Below are 16,671 nucleotides of genomic sequence, written 5' to 3' on the forward strand. Positions count from 1 at the left end.
CCGCATTCCTCTCGTCCCAATCCATCCGACCCGGAACCTCCATCACCATGACCGAAGCCACCCAAGACATCCTCGTCCACTCCGAAGCGGGCGTGACCACCATCACCTTCAACCGCGTGGACAAGAAGAATTCCATCACGCGCGACATGTACGCCGCCATGGCCGATGCGCTCGATGCCGCCAAGGCCGATGCCAGCGTGCGCGTGGTGGTGTTCCAGGGCGATGTGGCGATCTTCAGCGCGGGCAATGACATCGGCGACTTTCTGCAGCAGCCGCCCGCCACGCAGGACTCGCCGGTGTTCCGTTTTCTGCGCGGCATCGCCACCTTCCCCAAGCCCGTGATCGCCTCGGTCTGCGGCCCGGCCGTGGGCATCGGCACGACGATGCTGTTCCATTGCGACCTGGTCTATGCGGGCGATAACGCGGCGTTCTCCATGCCCTTCGTCAATCTGGGCCTGTGCCCCGAGGCCGCATCGAGCCTGCTGGTGCCGCAGATGCTGGGGTACCACCGCGCTGCGGAAGCCTTGCTGTTGGGCGAGCCGTTCATGGCCGAGGCCGCGTTGGAAGTGGGGCTGGTCAATCGCGTGGTGCCGCCGACCGAATGCAATGGAGTGGCGCAGGCGCAGGCCAAGAAGCTGGCGGCCAAGCCGTTGTCGTCGCTCATCGAAACCAAGCGGTTGATGAAGGGCGGGCAGACGGCGAAGGTGCTGGAGGTGATGGCGGAAGAGGGCGAGAGCTTTGGGCGCATGTTGCGCGAGCCGGCAGCGCGGGAAGCGTTCTCGGCTTTTATGGAGAAGAGAAAGCCTGATTTCAGCGCGGTTTGATTCGCTAGTTCTGAGGTATTTTGAGCTGCTGGCGCTTGTACATAAAGCGCTGGCAGCTATTGTTTTTATAGTTCGTTCTCGCCCCGTCCGTTTGGGTTGAGCCTGTCGAAGCTTTTGTGCGGGTGGCGACTGCATGCCCGTGTGAAGTGCGGGAGCCGGGAGTCGCCCGGCGTGCGAGTAACTTTCTTTTGCTTCGCCAAAAGAAAGTCACCAAAGAAAAGGCGACCCCCAGTCTGCGACCCCTTCGCTGTGCGAAGGGGCAAACCTGCGGCGGGGCGGTTGCGGGGTGCGCCGTGGAACTCGCTTTGCGCTGCGCGCGCCGCTCGGACATCCACGGCGAGTCAGATCACGAAGCATGGGCGCTTCGACGCCCATGCCACCCCACAACCGCCCCGCCGCAGGCGCAGCCAGCAGGGGGTGGACAGCCGAACATCCAAACAACCGAACAGCCGGACTTCCATTCGGGCCATTGCTGCGCTCGGCCCAGTTTGCGCAGCGCGTGGCGCTTGCGCCCGCGAGACGGGGCCGAGCGCAGCGCAGCGAAGCAATGGCCCGTGTGGATGTCCGTTTTTGGGTTCCCTTCTGCGCGTGCCGAGAAGCGCAGGGCAGGGGGTGCGTGCGTGTGCCGAAGGACACACGCACTTCGTGCACTGACTTGCCGCAGTTGTTTGAACGGAGCGCGTAGCGCGCAGTGAGTTCTGCGGCGCACCCTCTGTGCGAGCATCGCAGGTTGCCCGGAGCGCAGCGAAGGGACGCGCGCAGTAGGGTCGCCCTTTCTTTGGTGACTTTCTTTCGGCGACGCGAAAGAAAGTTACTCGCACGCCGGGCGACTCCCGGCCTCCACCCTTCGCACAATCACGCCGTTTGATTACAAACACATAGCAAATCAGGTAGTCAATACTGGCGCTTCACCTCAAAAAGCACCCGTAGCAATCACGATCAGACAAGCCATTTATTTTTACAAAGCACTTGCTTGCTAAAAATAAACAGTTTTGCTATCGTGCCTGCATGGACTCACCCGTGCCGCGCACCCGCGCCATCGCCCCCACTCTCAAGAAGCCCCCGGCCCGCCCCCGCAGCAAGGCCGTAGCGCCCCTCAACGCCAACTCGGCAACCACAACACAATCCCCCACCGAAGAAACCACCCGCCGCCCCCGCGGCCGCCCCCGCAAGACCGCAGAAGAACTGGACGACGGCAACCGCCGTCGCAAGCTCATGGACGGCGCGGCCAAGCTCTTTCGCACCCAGGGCTTCGCCGCCACCAGCACGCGCGACATTGCGGCGGCCGCAGGCATGCACAGCGGCTCGCCCTTCTACCACTTCGAAAGCAAAAGCGCGCTGCTCTACGCCGTGATGAGCGAGGGTATGACCATGGCCGCGCAAAGCCAGCAGCAGGCGCTGGATGCGCTACCTGCCCAAGCCACACCACGCGAACAGCTGCGCACGCTCATCCGACACCACTTCGAGATCCTGCTCGGGCCCCGCAGCAGCTTCATCCCGGTGATGCTGTACGAGTGGCGTTCGCTCACGCCTGCGCAGCGCAAGGGCATTGCCCGCATCAAGGACAGCTACGAGGCCACCTGGATGCCGGTGCTGGAAGTGCTGGCACAGCAGGGCGCGCTGCAGGCCGAGCCCGGTGTGGCGCGGCTGTTCATCTTTGGGGCGCTCAACTGGGCGGTGCAATGGTTCTCGCCCAAGAAGGGCAAATCGCTCGACGCGCTCACCGACGAGGCACTCGCCTTGTTCATCCGTTCATAACAAACAACCCCATCAAGGCAGAGTCACCATGGCCCCCACCGCGCGCAACGCCTACCAGTCAGTGTTTGCTCCGGGCCTGTTCCAGGGCCAGGTGGTGGTGGTCACCGGCGGTGGCTCGGGCATTGGCCGGTGCACGGCGCACGAACTGGCGCACCTGGGCGCGCATGTGGTGCTGGTCGGGCGCAAGCCAGAAAAGCTGCTGGCCGTGGCCGAAGAGATCACCGCCGATGGCGGCCGCGTGTCCTGCGAGGTGTGCGACATCCGATCCGAAGAAGGTGTGGTGGCGCTGGTGCAGCAGATCATCGCTGCGCAGGGCCGCATCGATGCGCTGGTCAACAACGCGGGCGGGCAGTTCATGTCGCCGCTCGAATCCATCAGCGCCAAGGGCTGGGAGGCCGTGCTGCACACCAACCTCACGGGCGGATTTCTGATGGCGCGTGAGTGTTATCGGCAGTGGATGGAGCAGCACGGCGGCTCCATCGTCAACATCGTGGCCGACATGTGGGGCTCCATGCCGGGCATGGGGCACAGTGGCGCTGCCCGTGCGGGCATGGTCAGCTTGACGGAAACGGCAGCGCTGGAATGGGCGCACAGCGGTGTGCGCGTGAACGCCGTGGCGCCGGGCTACATCGCCTCCAGCGGCATGGACAACTACCCGCCCGAGGCGGCAGACATGCTGCGTGCCATGCCGCGCACGGTGCCGCTTGGGCGCTTTGGCAACGAGGCCGAGGTGTCGGCGGCCATCACCTTTTTGCTCAGCCCGGCAGCCAGCTTCATCAGCGGCACCACGTTGCGGGTGGACGGCGCACGGCCCCAGGTGCGCATGGGCTGGCCGCAGCGACCGCCTGGTGCCACTGCCGCTGCACACCCGGCCGTGCGGCCATTTGACGGCTTTCACCGCGCGCAGGTGCCGCAGGTGTTTGCGCCTTCCCACACCCCCAAGACCGAGGCCGCATGAGCGCCGTCTTCACTTCCCGATTCAACCCAGGCAGCGCCGAGGCCACGCAGCGCCGCGCGGCGCTGCAGGCCCGACTGGACGCCCTGCGCGCGTTGGAAGAGCGTGCCGCCGCCGCCTCGGCCCGGTCGCTGCCCCAGTTTGAAAAACGCGGCCAGCTGCTGCCGCGCCAGCGTGTGGCCCTGCTGCTGGATGCGGGTGCGCCCTGGCTGCCGCTGTGCACCCTGGCGGGCTACCTGCAGGACGTGAAGGACCCCGAGAAGTCCGTGCCCGGTGGCGGCATGGTCGCGGGCATCGGCTTTGTCAGTGGCGTGCGTTGCATGGTGGTGGCCAGCGACTCGGGCATCGAGGCGGGTGCCATCCAGCCCATGGGCCTGGAAAAGATCTTGCGCGTGCAGGAAATCGCGCTGCAAAACCGCTTGCCGTTCATCCACCTGGTGGAGAGCGCGGGTGCCAACCTGATGCGCTACCGGGTGGAGGGCTTCGTGCACGGCGGCACGCTGTTCCGCAACCTCGCGCGGCTGTCGGCGGCGGGCATTCCGGTGATCACCGTGCAGCACGGCTCGGGCACCGCAGGCGGCGCTTACATGCCCGGCTTGTCGGATGTGGTGATCATGGTGCAGGGCCGCTCACGCGCCTTTCTGGCCGGGCCCCCGCTGCTCAAGGCCGCCACGGGCGAGATCGCGACCGAGGAGGAACTGGGCGGTGCCGAGATGCATACGGCGGTCTCGGGTCTGGGCGAATATCTGGCGCGGGACGACCGCGAGGCGATTGGCCTGGCGCGCGATGTGGTCGCGCAGCTGGGGTGGAATATGCCCCCACGAACCAGCACACCCGGCCCCACCTTGCCCGCCGACGATCTGCTGTCCCTGATGTCCGCAGACCTGCGCCAACCTGTGGACATGCGCGAGGTGATGGCGCGGCTGGTGGACGGCTCGGAGCTGCTCGAATTCAAGGCACGCTACGGCATGGCCACTCTTTGCGCGCAGGGCCGCATCGGCGGGCATGCCGTGGGCTTCATCAGCAACAATGGCCCCATCGACGTGGCAGGCGCGAACAAGGCCACGCACTTCATCCAGTGGATGTGCCAGCTGGGCCACCCAATCATCTACCTGCAGAACACCACGGGCTACATGGTGGGCAAGGACAGCGAGCAGGGCGGCATGATCAAGCACGGCAGCAAGATGATCCAGGCCGTGACCAACGCCACCGTGCCGCAGATCACCATCCAGTGCGGCGCCAGCTTTGGCGCGGGCAACTACGGCATGTGTGGGCGGGGCTATGCGCCGCGCTTCCTGTTCTGCTGGCCCGGTGCCAAGACAGCGGTGATGGGCGGCGAGCAGGCTGCGCGCACCATGCAGATCGTGACCGAGGCGGCGCTCGCGCGCAAAGGCATCACGCCCGACCCGGCCGAATCGCAGGCCCAGTTCGACAAGATCGTCGCCATGTTCGAGGCCCAGGCCGATGCGTTCTACACCAGCGGCCTGCTGCTGGACGACGGCGTGATTGACCCGCGCGACACGCGGGCCGTGCTGGCGTTTTGCCTGGACACCTGTGCCGAGGCACAGGCCCGCACGCTGCGGCCCCTGAGCTTTGGCGTGGCGCGGATGTAGGCGCTTCGCACGCAACCCCTGCGATGGCCGAGCCTCTCAAATACTTGCTGAATGACACCGTGCCCCCGCGCATCGCGGCCATGGTGCGCCGTGCGTGGCGCAAGTTCGACACCACCGCGTTTCTGCAGCAAGTACAGCCCGGCTACGAATCGCTGGAGCTGATGGCGCGCGGCCAGCGCATTGCGCAGGCCCTGCAGACACACCTGCCGCAAGACGTGCCGCGCGCGCTGGGTGTGCTGGTCGATTCGATGGACCCGCCGATGGGCCTCGATGCCGCCGGTGAGCCCGACGCGGGTGGCCGCCCCCATAGCGCCTTTTTGTACCTGCCGCACAGCATCTACATCGGCACACACGGTCTGCCGCATTTCGAGGCAGCGATGGCTGCGCAGCATGCACTCACCCAGCGCTTTACCGCCGAGTTCTGCATACGCCCTTACCTGCTGCACCACCAACAGGCCACGCTCGCGCGGCTGCGTGACTGGGCGCACGACGGCAACGCCCATGTGCGCCGCCTGGTGAGTGAAGGCACGCGGCCCCGCCTGCCCTGGGCGCCGCGTTTGCCTGCATTCCAGAACAACCCGCAGCTGGCCCTGCCGTTGCTCGATGCGCTCAAGGACGATCCATCGTCTTATGTGCGCCGCTCGGTCGCCAACCACCTGGGCGATATCGCCAAGGACCACTCCGACCTCGCCGTAGGCACCGCGCGCACCTGGCTGCAGGGCGCACCCGCCCCGCGCGAGGCCCTGGTGCGTCACGGCCTGCGCTTTCTCATCAAACGCGGCGACGCCGCTGCGCTCGATGCCCTGGGCGTGGGCCATGCCGTGGCGCTGGACGTGCGGTCCGCGCGCGTGCTTCCCGCCCGCGCACGCATCGGCGACAAGGTGCGCATCGAGGCCGAACTGCACAACCCCACACCCCTGCCCCAGCGCGTGCTTGCGGACCTGAAGGTGCACTACGTCAAGGCCCACGGCGGCGCGGCGCCCAAGGTGTTCAAGCTGCAGACGCTGGACATCGCCCCCGGCGCCACCGTGGCGGTGGGCAAGACGCTGTCGCTGCAGCAGATGACCACACGCACCCACTACCCCGGCGCGCACCAGGTGGAGCTGGTGCTCAACGGGCGGCCACAGCCGCTGGGGCAGTTTCAGCTTTCGTGATCGAGGTTTGCAGGCAGACAAACATACAAACGCAACAGCAGGAGACAAGCACCATGCAGTTCACACACGAGCACCGCGAGATCCAGAAGACCCTCAAGCGTTTCATCGACGAAGAGATCAACCCCCACGTGGACGAGTGGGAAGCGGCCGAGATCTTCCCCGCGCACGAGGTCTTCAAGAAGATGGGCAACCTGGGCCTGCTGGGCTTGTGCAAGCCGGAGGAATACGGCGGTCAGGGGCTGGACTATTCGTACAGCCTGGCCATGGCCGAGGCACTGGGCCACATCCACTGCGGCGGCGTGCCCATGGCCATTGGTGTGCAGACCGACATGTGCACCCCGGCGCTGGCGCGCTACGGTAGCGAAGAACTCAAGCGCAACTTTCTGGCCCCTGCGATTGCGGGCGACATGGTGGGCTGCATCGGCGTGAGCGAGCCTGCGGCGGGCAGCGATGTGTCGGGCATCAAGAGCGTGGCGCGCAAGGACGGCGACGACTATGTGATCACCGGCCAGAAGATGTGGATCACCAACAGCCTGCAGGCCGACTGGATGTGCATGCTGGTCAACACGGGCGAAGGCCCTGTGCACAAGAACAAAAGCCTGGTGATGGTGCCCATGCGGGATGGCCCGGGCGGCAAGCTCACCAAGGGCATCGAGGTGGCTCAAAAGATCCGCAAGATTGGCATGCACAGCAGCGACACGGGCCTGATCTACTTTGACGAAGTGCGCGTGCCGCAGCGCTACCGCATCGGTGCCGAAGGGCAGGGCTTCATCTACCAAATGCAGCAGTTCCAGGAAGAGCGCCTGTGGTGCGCCGCCAGCACGCTCGAATCGCTGAACCACTGCATCCAGTGGACCATCGACTACGCACAGGAGCGCAAGTTGTTTGGCAGCACGCTGGCCGACCAGCAGTGGGTGCAGTTCAAGCTGGCCGAGCTCAAGACCGAGGTCGAGGCGCTGCGCGCACTCACCTACCGCGCCTGCGATCTGTACGTGAACGGGCAGGACGTGCTGGAGCTGGCCAGCATGGCCAAGCTCAAGGCCGGCCGTCTGAACCGCGAGGTGCCCGACACCTGCCTGCAGTTCTGGGGCGGCATGGGCTTCACGCTGGAGAACAAGGTCTCGCGCATGTACCGCGACGGGCGGCTGGCGTCCATCGGCGGCGGTGCGGACGAGGTGATGCTGGGCATCCTCGCCAAGCTTATGGGCATCGCCAAAAGATGAGCAACACCCCCCTGAGCGACTTCGTCGCTTCCCCCCGCTCTCGCATTGCTGCGCAATGCGGGCAGGGGGACGCAGCCCTCGCTGCGGGGCGGCCCTTGCTCGGCTGCCCTGGCACTGGGCCGCGCCAGTTTCGTATGTCGTGCGTAGCGCGCAGCACGGTGGAGACCTGACATGCCTTTACAGATAACCCGCGCGCCGCTGGCCAGCGGCAGCGTGGAAACCTGGACGCTCAACGACCCTGCCTGCCGCAATGCTCTGTCAGAAGCCATGGTGGACGCCCTGCTGGCCGCGTGCGAATGGGCCGCGGCCGATGCCGACCTGCGTGGCGTGGTGCTACGAGGTGCCGGTGGGCACTTCTGTGCGGGCGGAAGCCTGGGCGGTTTTGCCAAGACCATCGGCCAGCCCCTGGCTGCGGACGCATCCGACCCGCTGGTGCCAATGAACCGCCGCTTTGGCACTCTGCTGCAAGCCCTGTGCGCGCTGCCGCAGTGGCTCATCGTGGGGGTGGAAGGGGCGGCCATGGGTGGCGGCTTTGGTCTGGTGTGCTGCGCCGACCATGTGCTGGCCCACACCAGCGCCCAGTTCGCCACGCCCGAGGTCACGCTGGGCATCTTGCCTGCGCAGATCGCACCGTTTGTGGTGCGGCGCCTTGGCCCGTCTGCTGCGCGGCGGTGTTTGCTGACCGGCGAGCGCTGGGATGCCGCTGCCGCCCAGCGCTTGGGCCTGGTCGATGACGTGGTGGAGGGCGACATGGATGCGGCTGTACGGGCTGCCATCGCACGCCACGCCGCCGCAGCGCCGCAGGCCTTGGCCGCTACCAAACGCTTGTTGCTGGCCCAAGCCGAAACGCCGTTGCCCGCACTGCTGGACGAAGCGGCAATTGCTTTTTCGCAGGCGCTGCGTGGCCCCGAGGCTCCGCAAGGGCTGGCGGCGTTTGCTGCGCGCAAGGCGCCGCCCTGGAGTGCGAAGCCATGAAAAAGATACTGATCGCCAATCGCGGCGAGATCACTCGCCGGGTGATTCACACTGCCCACCGCATGGGCATCGAAACGGTGGCGGTCTATTCCGACCCCGATGCCCACGCCCTGCATGTGCGCGAGGCCACCCAGGCGGTGGCGTTGGGCGGAGCGGCCAGCGCCGACACCTACCTGCGCATCGACAAGCTGCTGGCTGCAGCGCGCGCCACCGGCGCCGATGCCGTGCACCCCGGCTATGGCTTCCTCAGCGAGAACGCTGACTTCGCCCAGGCCGTGGTCGATGCGGGCCTGACCTGGATTGGCCCCTCGCCAGCCGCCATCCGCGCATTGGGCAGCAAGTCGGGGGCCAAGGCCCTGGCCCATGCGCACGGCGTGCCCTGCTTGCCCGGGTACTCCGGCGACGACCAGAGCGACGAACGCTTTGCCGCCGAGGCTGCACGCATCGGCACGCCCCTCATGGTCAAGGCCGTGGCGGGTGGGGGAGGGCGCGGCATGCGCCTGGTCACCGACCTGTCGCAGTTGCCCGCCGCGCTCGCCAGCGCCCGGTCCGAAGCACTGGCGGGCTTTGGCTGTGGCGACCTGCTCATCGAACGCGCGCTGTTGCAGCCGCGCCATGTGGAGGTGCAGATCTTTGCCGACGCCCATGGCGCGTGCATCCACCTGGGCGAGCGCGATTGCTCGGTACAGCGCCGCCACCAGAAGATCATCGAAGAGTCCCCCAGCCCCGCCGTGGACGCCGCGCTGCGCGAGTGCATGGGCGCCTGCGCCGTGGCGCTGGCACAGGCCGCTGGCTATGTGGGGGCGGGTACGGTGGAATTCCTTCTGGATGGGGCTGAATTCTTCTTGATGGAGATGAACACCCGCCTGCAAGTGGAGCACCCTGTGACCGAAGCGCTCACGGGGCTGGACCTGGTGGAGTGGCAGATCCGAGTGGCTCGGGGCGAGCCGCTGCCGCTCACGCAAGATCAGGTGCATCTGCAAGGCCACGCCATCGAAGTGCGCCTGTGTGCCGAAGACGCACATTTCCGCCCCCACACGGGCCGCGTGCTGCACTTCAGCGCGCCGCCTGCCATCGCGTTTGAGCGGGCCGTGCCGGGCGTGCTGCGTTTTGACCACGCGCTGGAAGAGGGCGCCGAAGTCACCCCCCACTACGACGCCATGCTGGGCAAGCTCATCGTGCACGCGCCCACGCGGGCCGAGGCCATTGCTGCCCTGTTGCGCGCGCTGCAGGGCACCCGCGTGCTGGGCCTGCCCACCAACCGCGCGTTTCTGGCGGCGTGCCTGCAGCACCCGGTGTTTTCCAGTGGGCAGGCGCTGGTGCCGTTCCTGGCGGAGCACGCCCAGGAGCTGCAGCGGTTGCTATTAAATAGTGAGCTATCAGTGCATATTCCTTCGGCGCTATCGGCCATTTTTGCTTCAAATACGCCGTCGGACCTGCCTTGTGCGATGGCCAGGCCCCTGCGGCTGCGCCACCAGGGCGAGGTGCACTCCATTGCCGTGCGCGAGCTGGGCGGTGGGCGGCTGCTGGTGGAACAGGCCGGGGCAGAGCCTGTGACTTTGCAGCTGCCCCAGCGCGGTGTGCATTGCGTGGCGGTGGGCCCCCGGCGCTGGCACTGGCAAACCGGTGGCGTGGATGGCTGGGTGGAAGACGCATCGTGGGAACCCGCTGCGCGCGCGGGTGCGGCGGGCGGTGCGACGGAGTTGCGCGCCCCCTTCAACGGCAAGGTGGTCGCGCTGCCCGTGGCCGCAGGCCAGGCGCTGGCGGCGGGCGACACCGTGGTGGTCATCGAATCCATGAAGCTCGAACACAGCCTGGCCAGCCCCGCCGCCGCCACCGTGGCCGAGCTGCTGGTGGCCCCCGGCCAGCAGGTGTCGCCCGGCCAGGTGCTGGCCCGCTTTGCACCCGCCAAGCAAGGAGCGCCCGCATGACCGCCACAACCGATGCAAGTTCTGTGAGCGACGAAGACCGCACCGCCCTCACCGACACCGTCACTCGCTTTGCCCGCACCGAGATCGCACCGCATGTGGATGCGTGGGACGCTGCCGGTGAGTTCCCCCGCAGCCTGTACCGCCGCGCGGCCGACCTGGGCCTGCTGGGCCTGGGCTACCCCGAGCAGCACGGCGGCACACCCGCAAGCTACGCCTTGCGCCTGCCGCTGTGGCGCGCGCTCAGCCGCCACGGCGCCAGCGGCGGTGTGCTGGCCAGCCTGCTGTCGCACAACATCGGCCTGCCGCCCGTGCTGGCGCATGGCAGCGACGCCGTGCGTGCCGAGGTCATCCCACCCGTGCTGGCGGGCGAGCAGATTGCCGCACTGGCGATCACCGAACCCGGGGGCGGGTCCGACGTGGCCCAGCTCAAGACCACTGCGCGGCGCGAGGGCGATGAGTACATCGTCAACGGCGAAAAGGTGTTCATCACCTCCGGCATGCGCGCGGACTGGATCACGGTGGCTGTGCGCACTGGCGACGCTGGCAGCAAGGGCAGTGGCGGCATCTCCATGCTGCTCATGCCCGGCCACAGCGCAGGCCTCTCGCGCACGCGCCTCGACAAGATGGGCTGGCTGTGCTCCGACACTGCCCACCTGCGCTTCGACAACGTGCGCGTGCCCGCCCGCTACCTGCTGGGCGAAGAGGGCGCGGGCTTTCGCATCATCATGGCCAACTTCAACGGTGAACGTTTTGGCCTCGCCGCATCGGCCCTGGGCTTTGCCGAGGCCTGCTACGACGAAGCCCTGGCCTGGGCCCGCCAGCGCAAGACCTTTGGCGCCGCGCTGGTAGAGCACCAGGTCATCCGCCACAAGCTGGTGGACATGCAAATGCGCATCCAGTCCACCGCCGCATGGTGCGAAACCGTGGCCTCGCAGGCCGACGCGGGCCGCACCGGCCCCGAGTGGGTAGCGCAGGTGTGTCTGCTCAAGAACCACGCCACCCAAACCATGCAGTTCTGCGCCGACCAGGCCGTGCAGATTCTCGGCGGCATGGGCTATATGCGCGGCACCGTCAGCGAGCGCATCTACCGCGAGGTCAAGGTCATGATGATCGGCGGCGGTGCAGAAGAAATCATGAAAGACCTGGCTGCGCGTCAGCTGGGCATTTGAAGGAGACAGGCACCATGCACAGCACCGACCACAGCAACAAAGCCATCATCACCTGCGCCATCACCGGCGTGCTGACCGACCCCGGCCAGCACCACGTGCCCGTCACGCCCGAGCAACTGGCTAAGGAAGCCCGCCGCGCCTACGACGCAGGCGCCGCCGTGGTCCACGTGCACTTTCGCAACCAGGAGCCCGGCAAAGGCCACCTGCCCAGCTGGGACCCGCAGGTGGCGCGCGACTGCGTGCAAGCCATGCGCGAGGCCTGCCCGGGTTTGATCATCAACCAGACCACCGGCGTGGTCGGCCCCAATTACCAGGGCCCGCTCGACTGCCTGCGCGCCACCCGCCCCGAGATGGCCGCGTGCAACGCCGGCTCGCTCAACTACCTGAAGGTGCGCAGCAACGGCACCTGGGCCTGGCCGCCCATGCTGTTCGACAACCAGCCCGCCAAGGTCAAGGACTTCATCGACGTGATGCTGGAAACCGGCACGCTGCCCGAATTCGAATGCTTCGACGTGGGCATCGTCCGCTGCGTGGAGATGTATGTGCAGACCGGCATGTACACCGAGCGCCTGCCTGAATACAACTTTGTGATGGGCGTCGAATCCGGCATGCCCGCCGACCCGGACCTGCTGCCCATATTGCTCAAGCTGAAAATCAAGGATGCCCTCTGGCAAGCCACCGTCATCGGCCGCAGCGAGATCTGGCCCGTGCACCAGCGCGTGGCCGAACTGGGCGGGCATTTGCGCACGGGGCTGGAAGACACGTTCTATCTGCCGGATGGGACCAAGGCGGAGTCGAACGGGCCGTTGATTGAGAAGCTGGCGGAATACGCGCGCAACGCGGGGCGGGAGGTGGCTTCGCCGCAGGAGGCGCGGACCTTGCTGGGCTTGTCGAGTGCTCCGCGGTAACCTGACCAGTGCCAGCGGCCTTTAGCAAGACGCCGTGGCTTGCGCCAGCCGCGTGATGGCCTGTGTGCTGCCGGCTTGCGCGCGCAAGAGGTATTTCTGAATTTTCCCGGTCGCTGTTTTTGGCAATTCCGTGAACACCACGCGCCGTGGGCATTTGAAGTGCGCCAGCTGGTCACGGCAAAACGCGATGAGCGTGGCTTCGTCCACGGTGTCGGCTCCTGGACGGCTTTCGACAAACGCGCAGGGGACCTCGCCCCATTTGTCGTCCGGCTGTGCCACCACGGCAGCGTGCAGTACGCTGGGGTGGCGGTGCAGAACATCCTCGACCTCGATGGATGAAATGTTCTCGCCCCCCGAAATGATCACGTCTTTGGATCGATCGGTGATCTGCACGTAGCCATCGGGCCACACCACGGCAATATCCCCCGTGTGGAACCATCCACCCGCAAAGGCCTGCGCAGTGGCGTTGGGGTTTTTGAGGTAGCCCATCATCACCGTATTCCCGCGGATCAGCAGTTCACCCGCGCTGCGCGCGTCGTGTGCTACCGGGGTGAGCGAGTTCGAATCCGCCACGCTCAGGCCTTCGAGCGCTGCGGCCCGCACGCCTTGACGCGCCTGCAGCCGCGCCTTTTCGCCCGCTGACAAGTCGTCCCAGTCCGTTTGCCAGGCGCAGCTCACAGCGGTGCCCGAGATTTCGGTGATGCCGAACACATGGTCGACTTCAAAGCCCATGGCGCCAACCGCCTGCAGCACGCTGGCTGGCGGGGGAGAACCGGCAGTGAGAACGCGAACGCGCCGTGGTAATGGCTTCTGCTCTGCTTCGGGGATGCTGGCAATGCCCGCCATCACGATAGGCGCGGCGCAAAAGTGGTCCACCCCGTCCTCAGCGACGGCGCGCATCACGTTTGCGGCGGTCACTTTGCGCAGGCAGACATGGGTGCCCGCAGCTGCAGTAATGGCCCATGTAAAGCACCATCCGTTGGCATGGAACATGGGCAGCGTCCACAGGTAGATGGGACCACGGGGCAAAGCCCAGTCGGTCATCTGCAGCAGGCTCATCAGGTAGGTGCCTCGGTGGCTGGGTACTACTCCTTTCGGGTCACCCGTGGTGCCCGAGGTGTAGTTCAGCGCAATGGGCATCCATTCGTCAGCAGGCCACACTCCGCCAAATGCGGGGTCTCCGCTTTGCAAAAGGGCCTCGTATTCCATGTCGCCAATCGAAGGCCCTTCGGGCGCCAGTAAGTCATGGATGTCGATGACCCTTGGGCGTGGCGCTGTGGCGGGCAGGCTATTCAGGGCGCGTGCCGCCAAGGGTGCGAATTCGCGGTCTACCAGCAACACACTGGCCTGCCCATGCTGCAGGATGAATGCCACGCCATCTGCGTCGAGCCGGCAGTTGATGGCGTTTAGCACTGCGCCCGACAGCGGGACGCCGAAGTGTGCCTCCAGCATCGCCGGGGTGTTGGGGGCAAGCACTGATACGGTGTCGCCAGGCTGCACGCCCAGGGTTTGGACCAGCGCCGACGCCAGCCGGTAGCACCGCTCCCGTGTCTGCCGCCATGTCTGGCGGAACCGTCCATGGACGATGGCGATACGCTCTGGGTATACGTCTGCTGTGCGGTCTAGAAAACGCAGCGGCGTCAGTGGCACATGGTTGGCAGCATTGCGGTCCAGGCCGTTCGCGTAGGGGGATGAGGCTGGAATGTGGGCGGTGGTGTCAGGGGCATGGGTTGGCGTGGTGGTCATGGCATGGAGTCCTGGGCAGGGGCAGCGTGGTGAAAACGAGTGAAGCTGGTCACGGGGATGCGGTCACTCACCAGTGCGTTCTCGGGTCGGCTCGGATCGGCGTGGCCCAGGCTCATGCCGCAGACGAAGGTCTGGTCGTCGGTGATGGCCAGTTCGTGTGCGATGAGGCGGTGAAACGTGGTGAAGACCGCCTGCGGGCATGTGTCCAGTCCGCGTGCACGGGCTGCAACCATGATGCTTTGCATGAACATGCCGCAGTCGATGAAGCTGCCCCGTTCCATCAGTCGGTCGATGGTGATGAACAACCCCACAGGCGCATCGAAGAATTGCAGGTTGCGCGCGTGTTGCTCGTGCATGCGCTGCTTGTCGCCCTTTGCGATACCCAGCAGGCCGTACAGGCCATACCCCACCTCGCGGCGGCGCCCAACGTAGGGCTCCACCCATTCGCGTGGATAGTAGGCGTAGGGTTCATCCATCGCAGACATCTGTTGCGGGTCGTCAAATGCAGCGCGCATACGCGCCGACAAGCGCTGCTTGGCCGCGCCGGTAACCACATGCACCTGCCAGGGCTGGATGTTCATGCCCGACGCAGCGTACCTGGCAACCTCCAGAATGGAGATCAGCTCGGCGTGCGACACCGGCGTGGGCAGAAAAGCGCGAACGGAACGCCGAGAGCTGATGGCCCAGTCCACAGCGCTTTGCAAAGTCTCGGCAGCCATGGGAGGCGGTGGTGCAAGTCGGTTCATAGGGGCGCATGGTAGGAAGTTGGGGCGCCGTTGAAAGTTGTTTGTAAGACATTCGCGCAGCGTCGATTGCCGCAAAATGGCTTGGCCATGCTCGACACGAACGATATGAACGCCCGCCTGCATGCATTTCTGGATGCATCCCCCTGGGCCATGCACATCACGCCTGCGCAGATGGACAGCGTCCGCCATGCCGCAACGGTCCGCCGCTTCACGGCTGGCTCTACCATCGGCCTGCGCGGCTCTCCCGCCATGCACTGGATGGGCGTGATCGACGGCATGCTCAAGGTGGACACCATCGCCCTGGACGGGCGTAGCACCACGTTTGCCGGTGTGCCAGCCGGGGCGTGGTTTGGTGAAGGTGCGGCGCTCAAGGGAGAGCACCGTCCGTATGCGGTGGTCTCCATCAGCGACTGCATCGTGGCATTCATGCCGCGCGACACCTTCCTGATGCTCATCGACGAAAGCCGTGGCTTCAGCCGCTGGGTGATTGACCAGCTCAATGCCCGGCTGGGCCACTACGTTGCGCTGGTCGAGAGCTTCCGACTGCAGGACGTGACCACGCGTGTTGCCTACTGCCTGGCGGAATTGTTCAACCCCCAGCTGTACCCATCAACCAGTCGTCAGTTGGTGATTTCTCAGGAAGAGCTGGCGCGGCTATGCGGTCTGTCGCGTCAGAACGTGAATCGCGAGCTGCACAAACTTGCGGACTTGGGTTTACTGCGCATCCGTTATGGCGCGATTGAAGTCATGCAACTGGAGGGATTGCAGCAATTTGCGCGGGGCGCTGCTGCTGTGTAGCCTTGGATCGGTAAGGCGCGGCATGGGGCGCGATCCATCTGCACAGCCCTAGAATACCCATGATTTTTCCCGCCAGCGCTTGTGTCATAAGGGCTGTACGCTATCAGTACGATAGCTGTTAGCGTTTTTTGCATCAGCAGCCCCGATGCCGCCTTTCTTTCAGGCACCGTCGTCCCCATGCGATTGCTGTGCCAGCAAACCCCGCCCATGTTGACCACCACCCAAATTCTTGCCTTTCTGCTCACCGCCGTGATGCTGACCGCCACGCCCGGTCCCGACAACCTCATGGTGCTCAGCGTCGGCATGTCCAAGGGGCGACGTTCCGGCATCGCGTTTGGACTGGGTTGCGCGTTGGGGTGCCTCAGCCACACCGTGCTGGCTGTCATTGGCGTGGGCGCGCTCTTGGTCGCATCGCCCATGGCCTTTACCGCGCTGAAGTGGGCAGGCGGTGCGTACCTGATTTGGCTCGGCATCCAGGCCCTTCGCCACGCAGGCGCTGTGCGCATTGAGGGAAGCAGCAACAGTCAGGCACCGGTTGATTCGCTGCGCCGCACCTTCTCCAAGGGCTTGGTCGCCAATGCGATCAACCCCAAGGTCGTGCTGTTCTTCCTGTCGTTCCTGCCCCAGTTCGTCGATGCTTCGCGCGGCAGCATGGAATTGCAATTGGGGCTGCTGGGCCTGCTGTTCACTGCGCAGGCGGCAGTGCTGTTTGGCGTCCTCGGGTACTTCTCCGGCAGCGTCGGCGGGTGGATCAATCGCAAGCCGCAGTTGGGCAAATGGCTCGACCGCCTAGCCGGTACCGTGTTCATCGCGCTGGGTGTTCGGATGATTGCGGTGCGCTAGGCGCCGGTCCAAGATCTTGCCGCAATAC

Annotated in this window: 14 protein-coding genes; 12 read left to right on the top strand and 2 right to left on the bottom strand. The window is 65.8% G+C overall.

The window, feature by feature from the left end; genetic code table 11:
* Positions 1 to 47: 47 nt before the first annotated feature.
* The 10 genes from C8C95_RS13205 (at position 48) to C8C95_RS13255 (ending at position 12,510) form a co-directional block, all read left to right on the top strand.
* A complete protein-coding gene (locus C8C95_RS13205) occupies positions 48 to 824 on the top strand; it encodes an enoyl-CoA hydratase (protein ID WP_099731277.1) in 777 nt (258 codons plus the stop codon).
* A gap of 1,008 nt (positions 825 to 1,832) precedes the next feature.
* Positions 1,833 to 2,582 carry a TetR/AcrR family transcriptional regulator gene (locus C8C95_RS13210; RefSeq protein WP_116748885.1) on the top strand — a complete coding sequence of 250 codons (750 nt, stop codon included), beginning with the start codon at positions 1,833 to 1,835 and terminating at the stop codon, positions 2,580 to 2,582.
* 28 nt (positions 2,583 to 2,610) lie between these two features.
* Complete coding sequence (locus tag C8C95_RS13215) at positions 2,611 to 3,540, top strand: SDR family oxidoreductase (protein ID WP_116748886.1); 930 nt, start codon at positions 2,611 to 2,613, stop codon at positions 3,538 to 3,540.
* Entirely contained in the window at positions 3,537 to 5,150 is a 1,614-nt protein-coding gene (locus C8C95_RS13220) for a carboxyl transferase domain-containing protein (RefSeq protein WP_116748887.1), read from the top strand. The genes C8C95_RS13215 and C8C95_RS13220 overlap by 4 nt, the downstream gene beginning before the upstream one ends.
* A 23-nt stretch (positions 5,151 to 5,173) precedes the next feature.
* Positions 5,174 to 6,304: a DNA alkylation repair protein gene (locus C8C95_RS13225; protein WP_116748888.1), complete on the top strand. Its 1,131-nt coding sequence runs from the start codon at positions 5,174 to 5,176 to the stop codon at positions 6,302 to 6,304.
* A gap of 53 nt (positions 6,305 to 6,357) precedes the next feature.
* The gene (locus C8C95_RS13230) at positions 6,358 to 7,527 is read left to right on the top strand and encodes an acyl-CoA dehydrogenase family protein (protein ID WP_056745356.1); all 1,170 of its coding nucleotides are present in this window, start codon (positions 6,358 to 6,360) and stop codon (positions 7,525 to 7,527) included.
* A gap of 171 nt (positions 7,528 to 7,698) precedes the next feature.
* Entirely contained in the window at positions 7,699 to 8,502 is an 804-nt protein-coding gene (locus tag C8C95_RS13240; RefSeq protein WP_116748889.1) for an enoyl-CoA hydratase/isomerase family protein, read from the top strand.
* The gene (locus C8C95_RS13245) at positions 8,499 to 10,433 is read left to right on the top strand and encodes a biotin carboxylase N-terminal domain-containing protein (protein ID WP_116748890.1); all 1,935 of its coding nucleotides are present in this window, start codon (positions 8,499 to 8,501) and stop codon (positions 10,431 to 10,433) included. Before C8C95_RS13240 ends, C8C95_RS13245 begins: the two co-directional genes overlap by 4 nt.
* Positions 10,430 to 11,602, top strand: coding sequence for an acyl-CoA dehydrogenase family protein (locus C8C95_RS13250; RefSeq protein WP_116748891.1), 1,173 nt, complete (start codon positions 10,430 to 10,432; stop codon positions 11,600 to 11,602). The genes C8C95_RS13245 and C8C95_RS13250 overlap by 4 nt, the downstream gene beginning before the upstream one ends.
* Before the next feature lie 14 nt (positions 11,603 to 11,616).
* Entirely contained in the window at positions 11,617 to 12,510 is an 894-nt protein-coding gene (locus tag C8C95_RS13255) for a 3-keto-5-aminohexanoate cleavage protein (RefSeq protein ID WP_116750280.1), read from the top strand.
* A 21-nt stretch (positions 12,511 to 12,531) separates the two neighbouring features.
* Here the strand turns inward: C8C95_RS13255 and C8C95_RS13260 are convergent, their stop codons facing one another.
* Positions 12,532 to 14,256 carry an AMP-binding protein gene (locus tag C8C95_RS13260; protein WP_116748892.1) on the bottom strand — a complete coding sequence of 575 codons (1,725 nt, stop codon included), beginning with the start codon at positions 14,254 to 14,256 and terminating at the stop codon, positions 12,532 to 12,534.
* Positions 14,253 to 15,002, bottom strand: coding sequence for a nitroreductase (locus C8C95_RS13265; RefSeq protein ID WP_116748893.1), 750 nt, complete (start codon positions 15,000 to 15,002; stop codon positions 14,253 to 14,255). The genes C8C95_RS13260 and C8C95_RS13265 overlap by 4 nt, the downstream gene beginning before the upstream one ends.
* A gap of 105 nt (positions 15,003 to 15,107) precedes the next feature.
* Here C8C95_RS13265 and C8C95_RS13270 point away from each other — a divergent pair, with 105 nt between their 5' ends.
* Both C8C95_RS13270 and C8C95_RS13275 read left to right on the top strand, forming a co-directional pair.
* Entirely contained in the window at positions 15,108 to 15,800 is a 693-nt protein-coding gene (locus C8C95_RS13270; protein ID WP_116750281.1) for a Crp/Fnr family transcriptional regulator, read from the top strand.
* A 207-nt stretch (positions 15,801 to 16,007) separates the two neighbouring features.
* On the top strand, positions 16,008 to 16,643 hold the full coding sequence (locus C8C95_RS13275) for a LysE family translocator (RefSeq protein WP_116748894.1): 636 nt from the start codon (positions 16,008 to 16,010) through the stop codon (positions 16,641 to 16,643).
* The last annotated feature ends 28 nt before the right edge of the window (positions 16,644 to 16,671 follow it).

Origin of the sequence: Acidovorax sp. 99, assembly GCF_003096455.1 — a bacterium.
In the GTDB taxonomy this organism is placed as follows: Bacteria; Pseudomonadota; Gammaproteobacteria; order Burkholderiales; family Burkholderiaceae_C; genus Acidovorax; species Acidovorax delafieldii.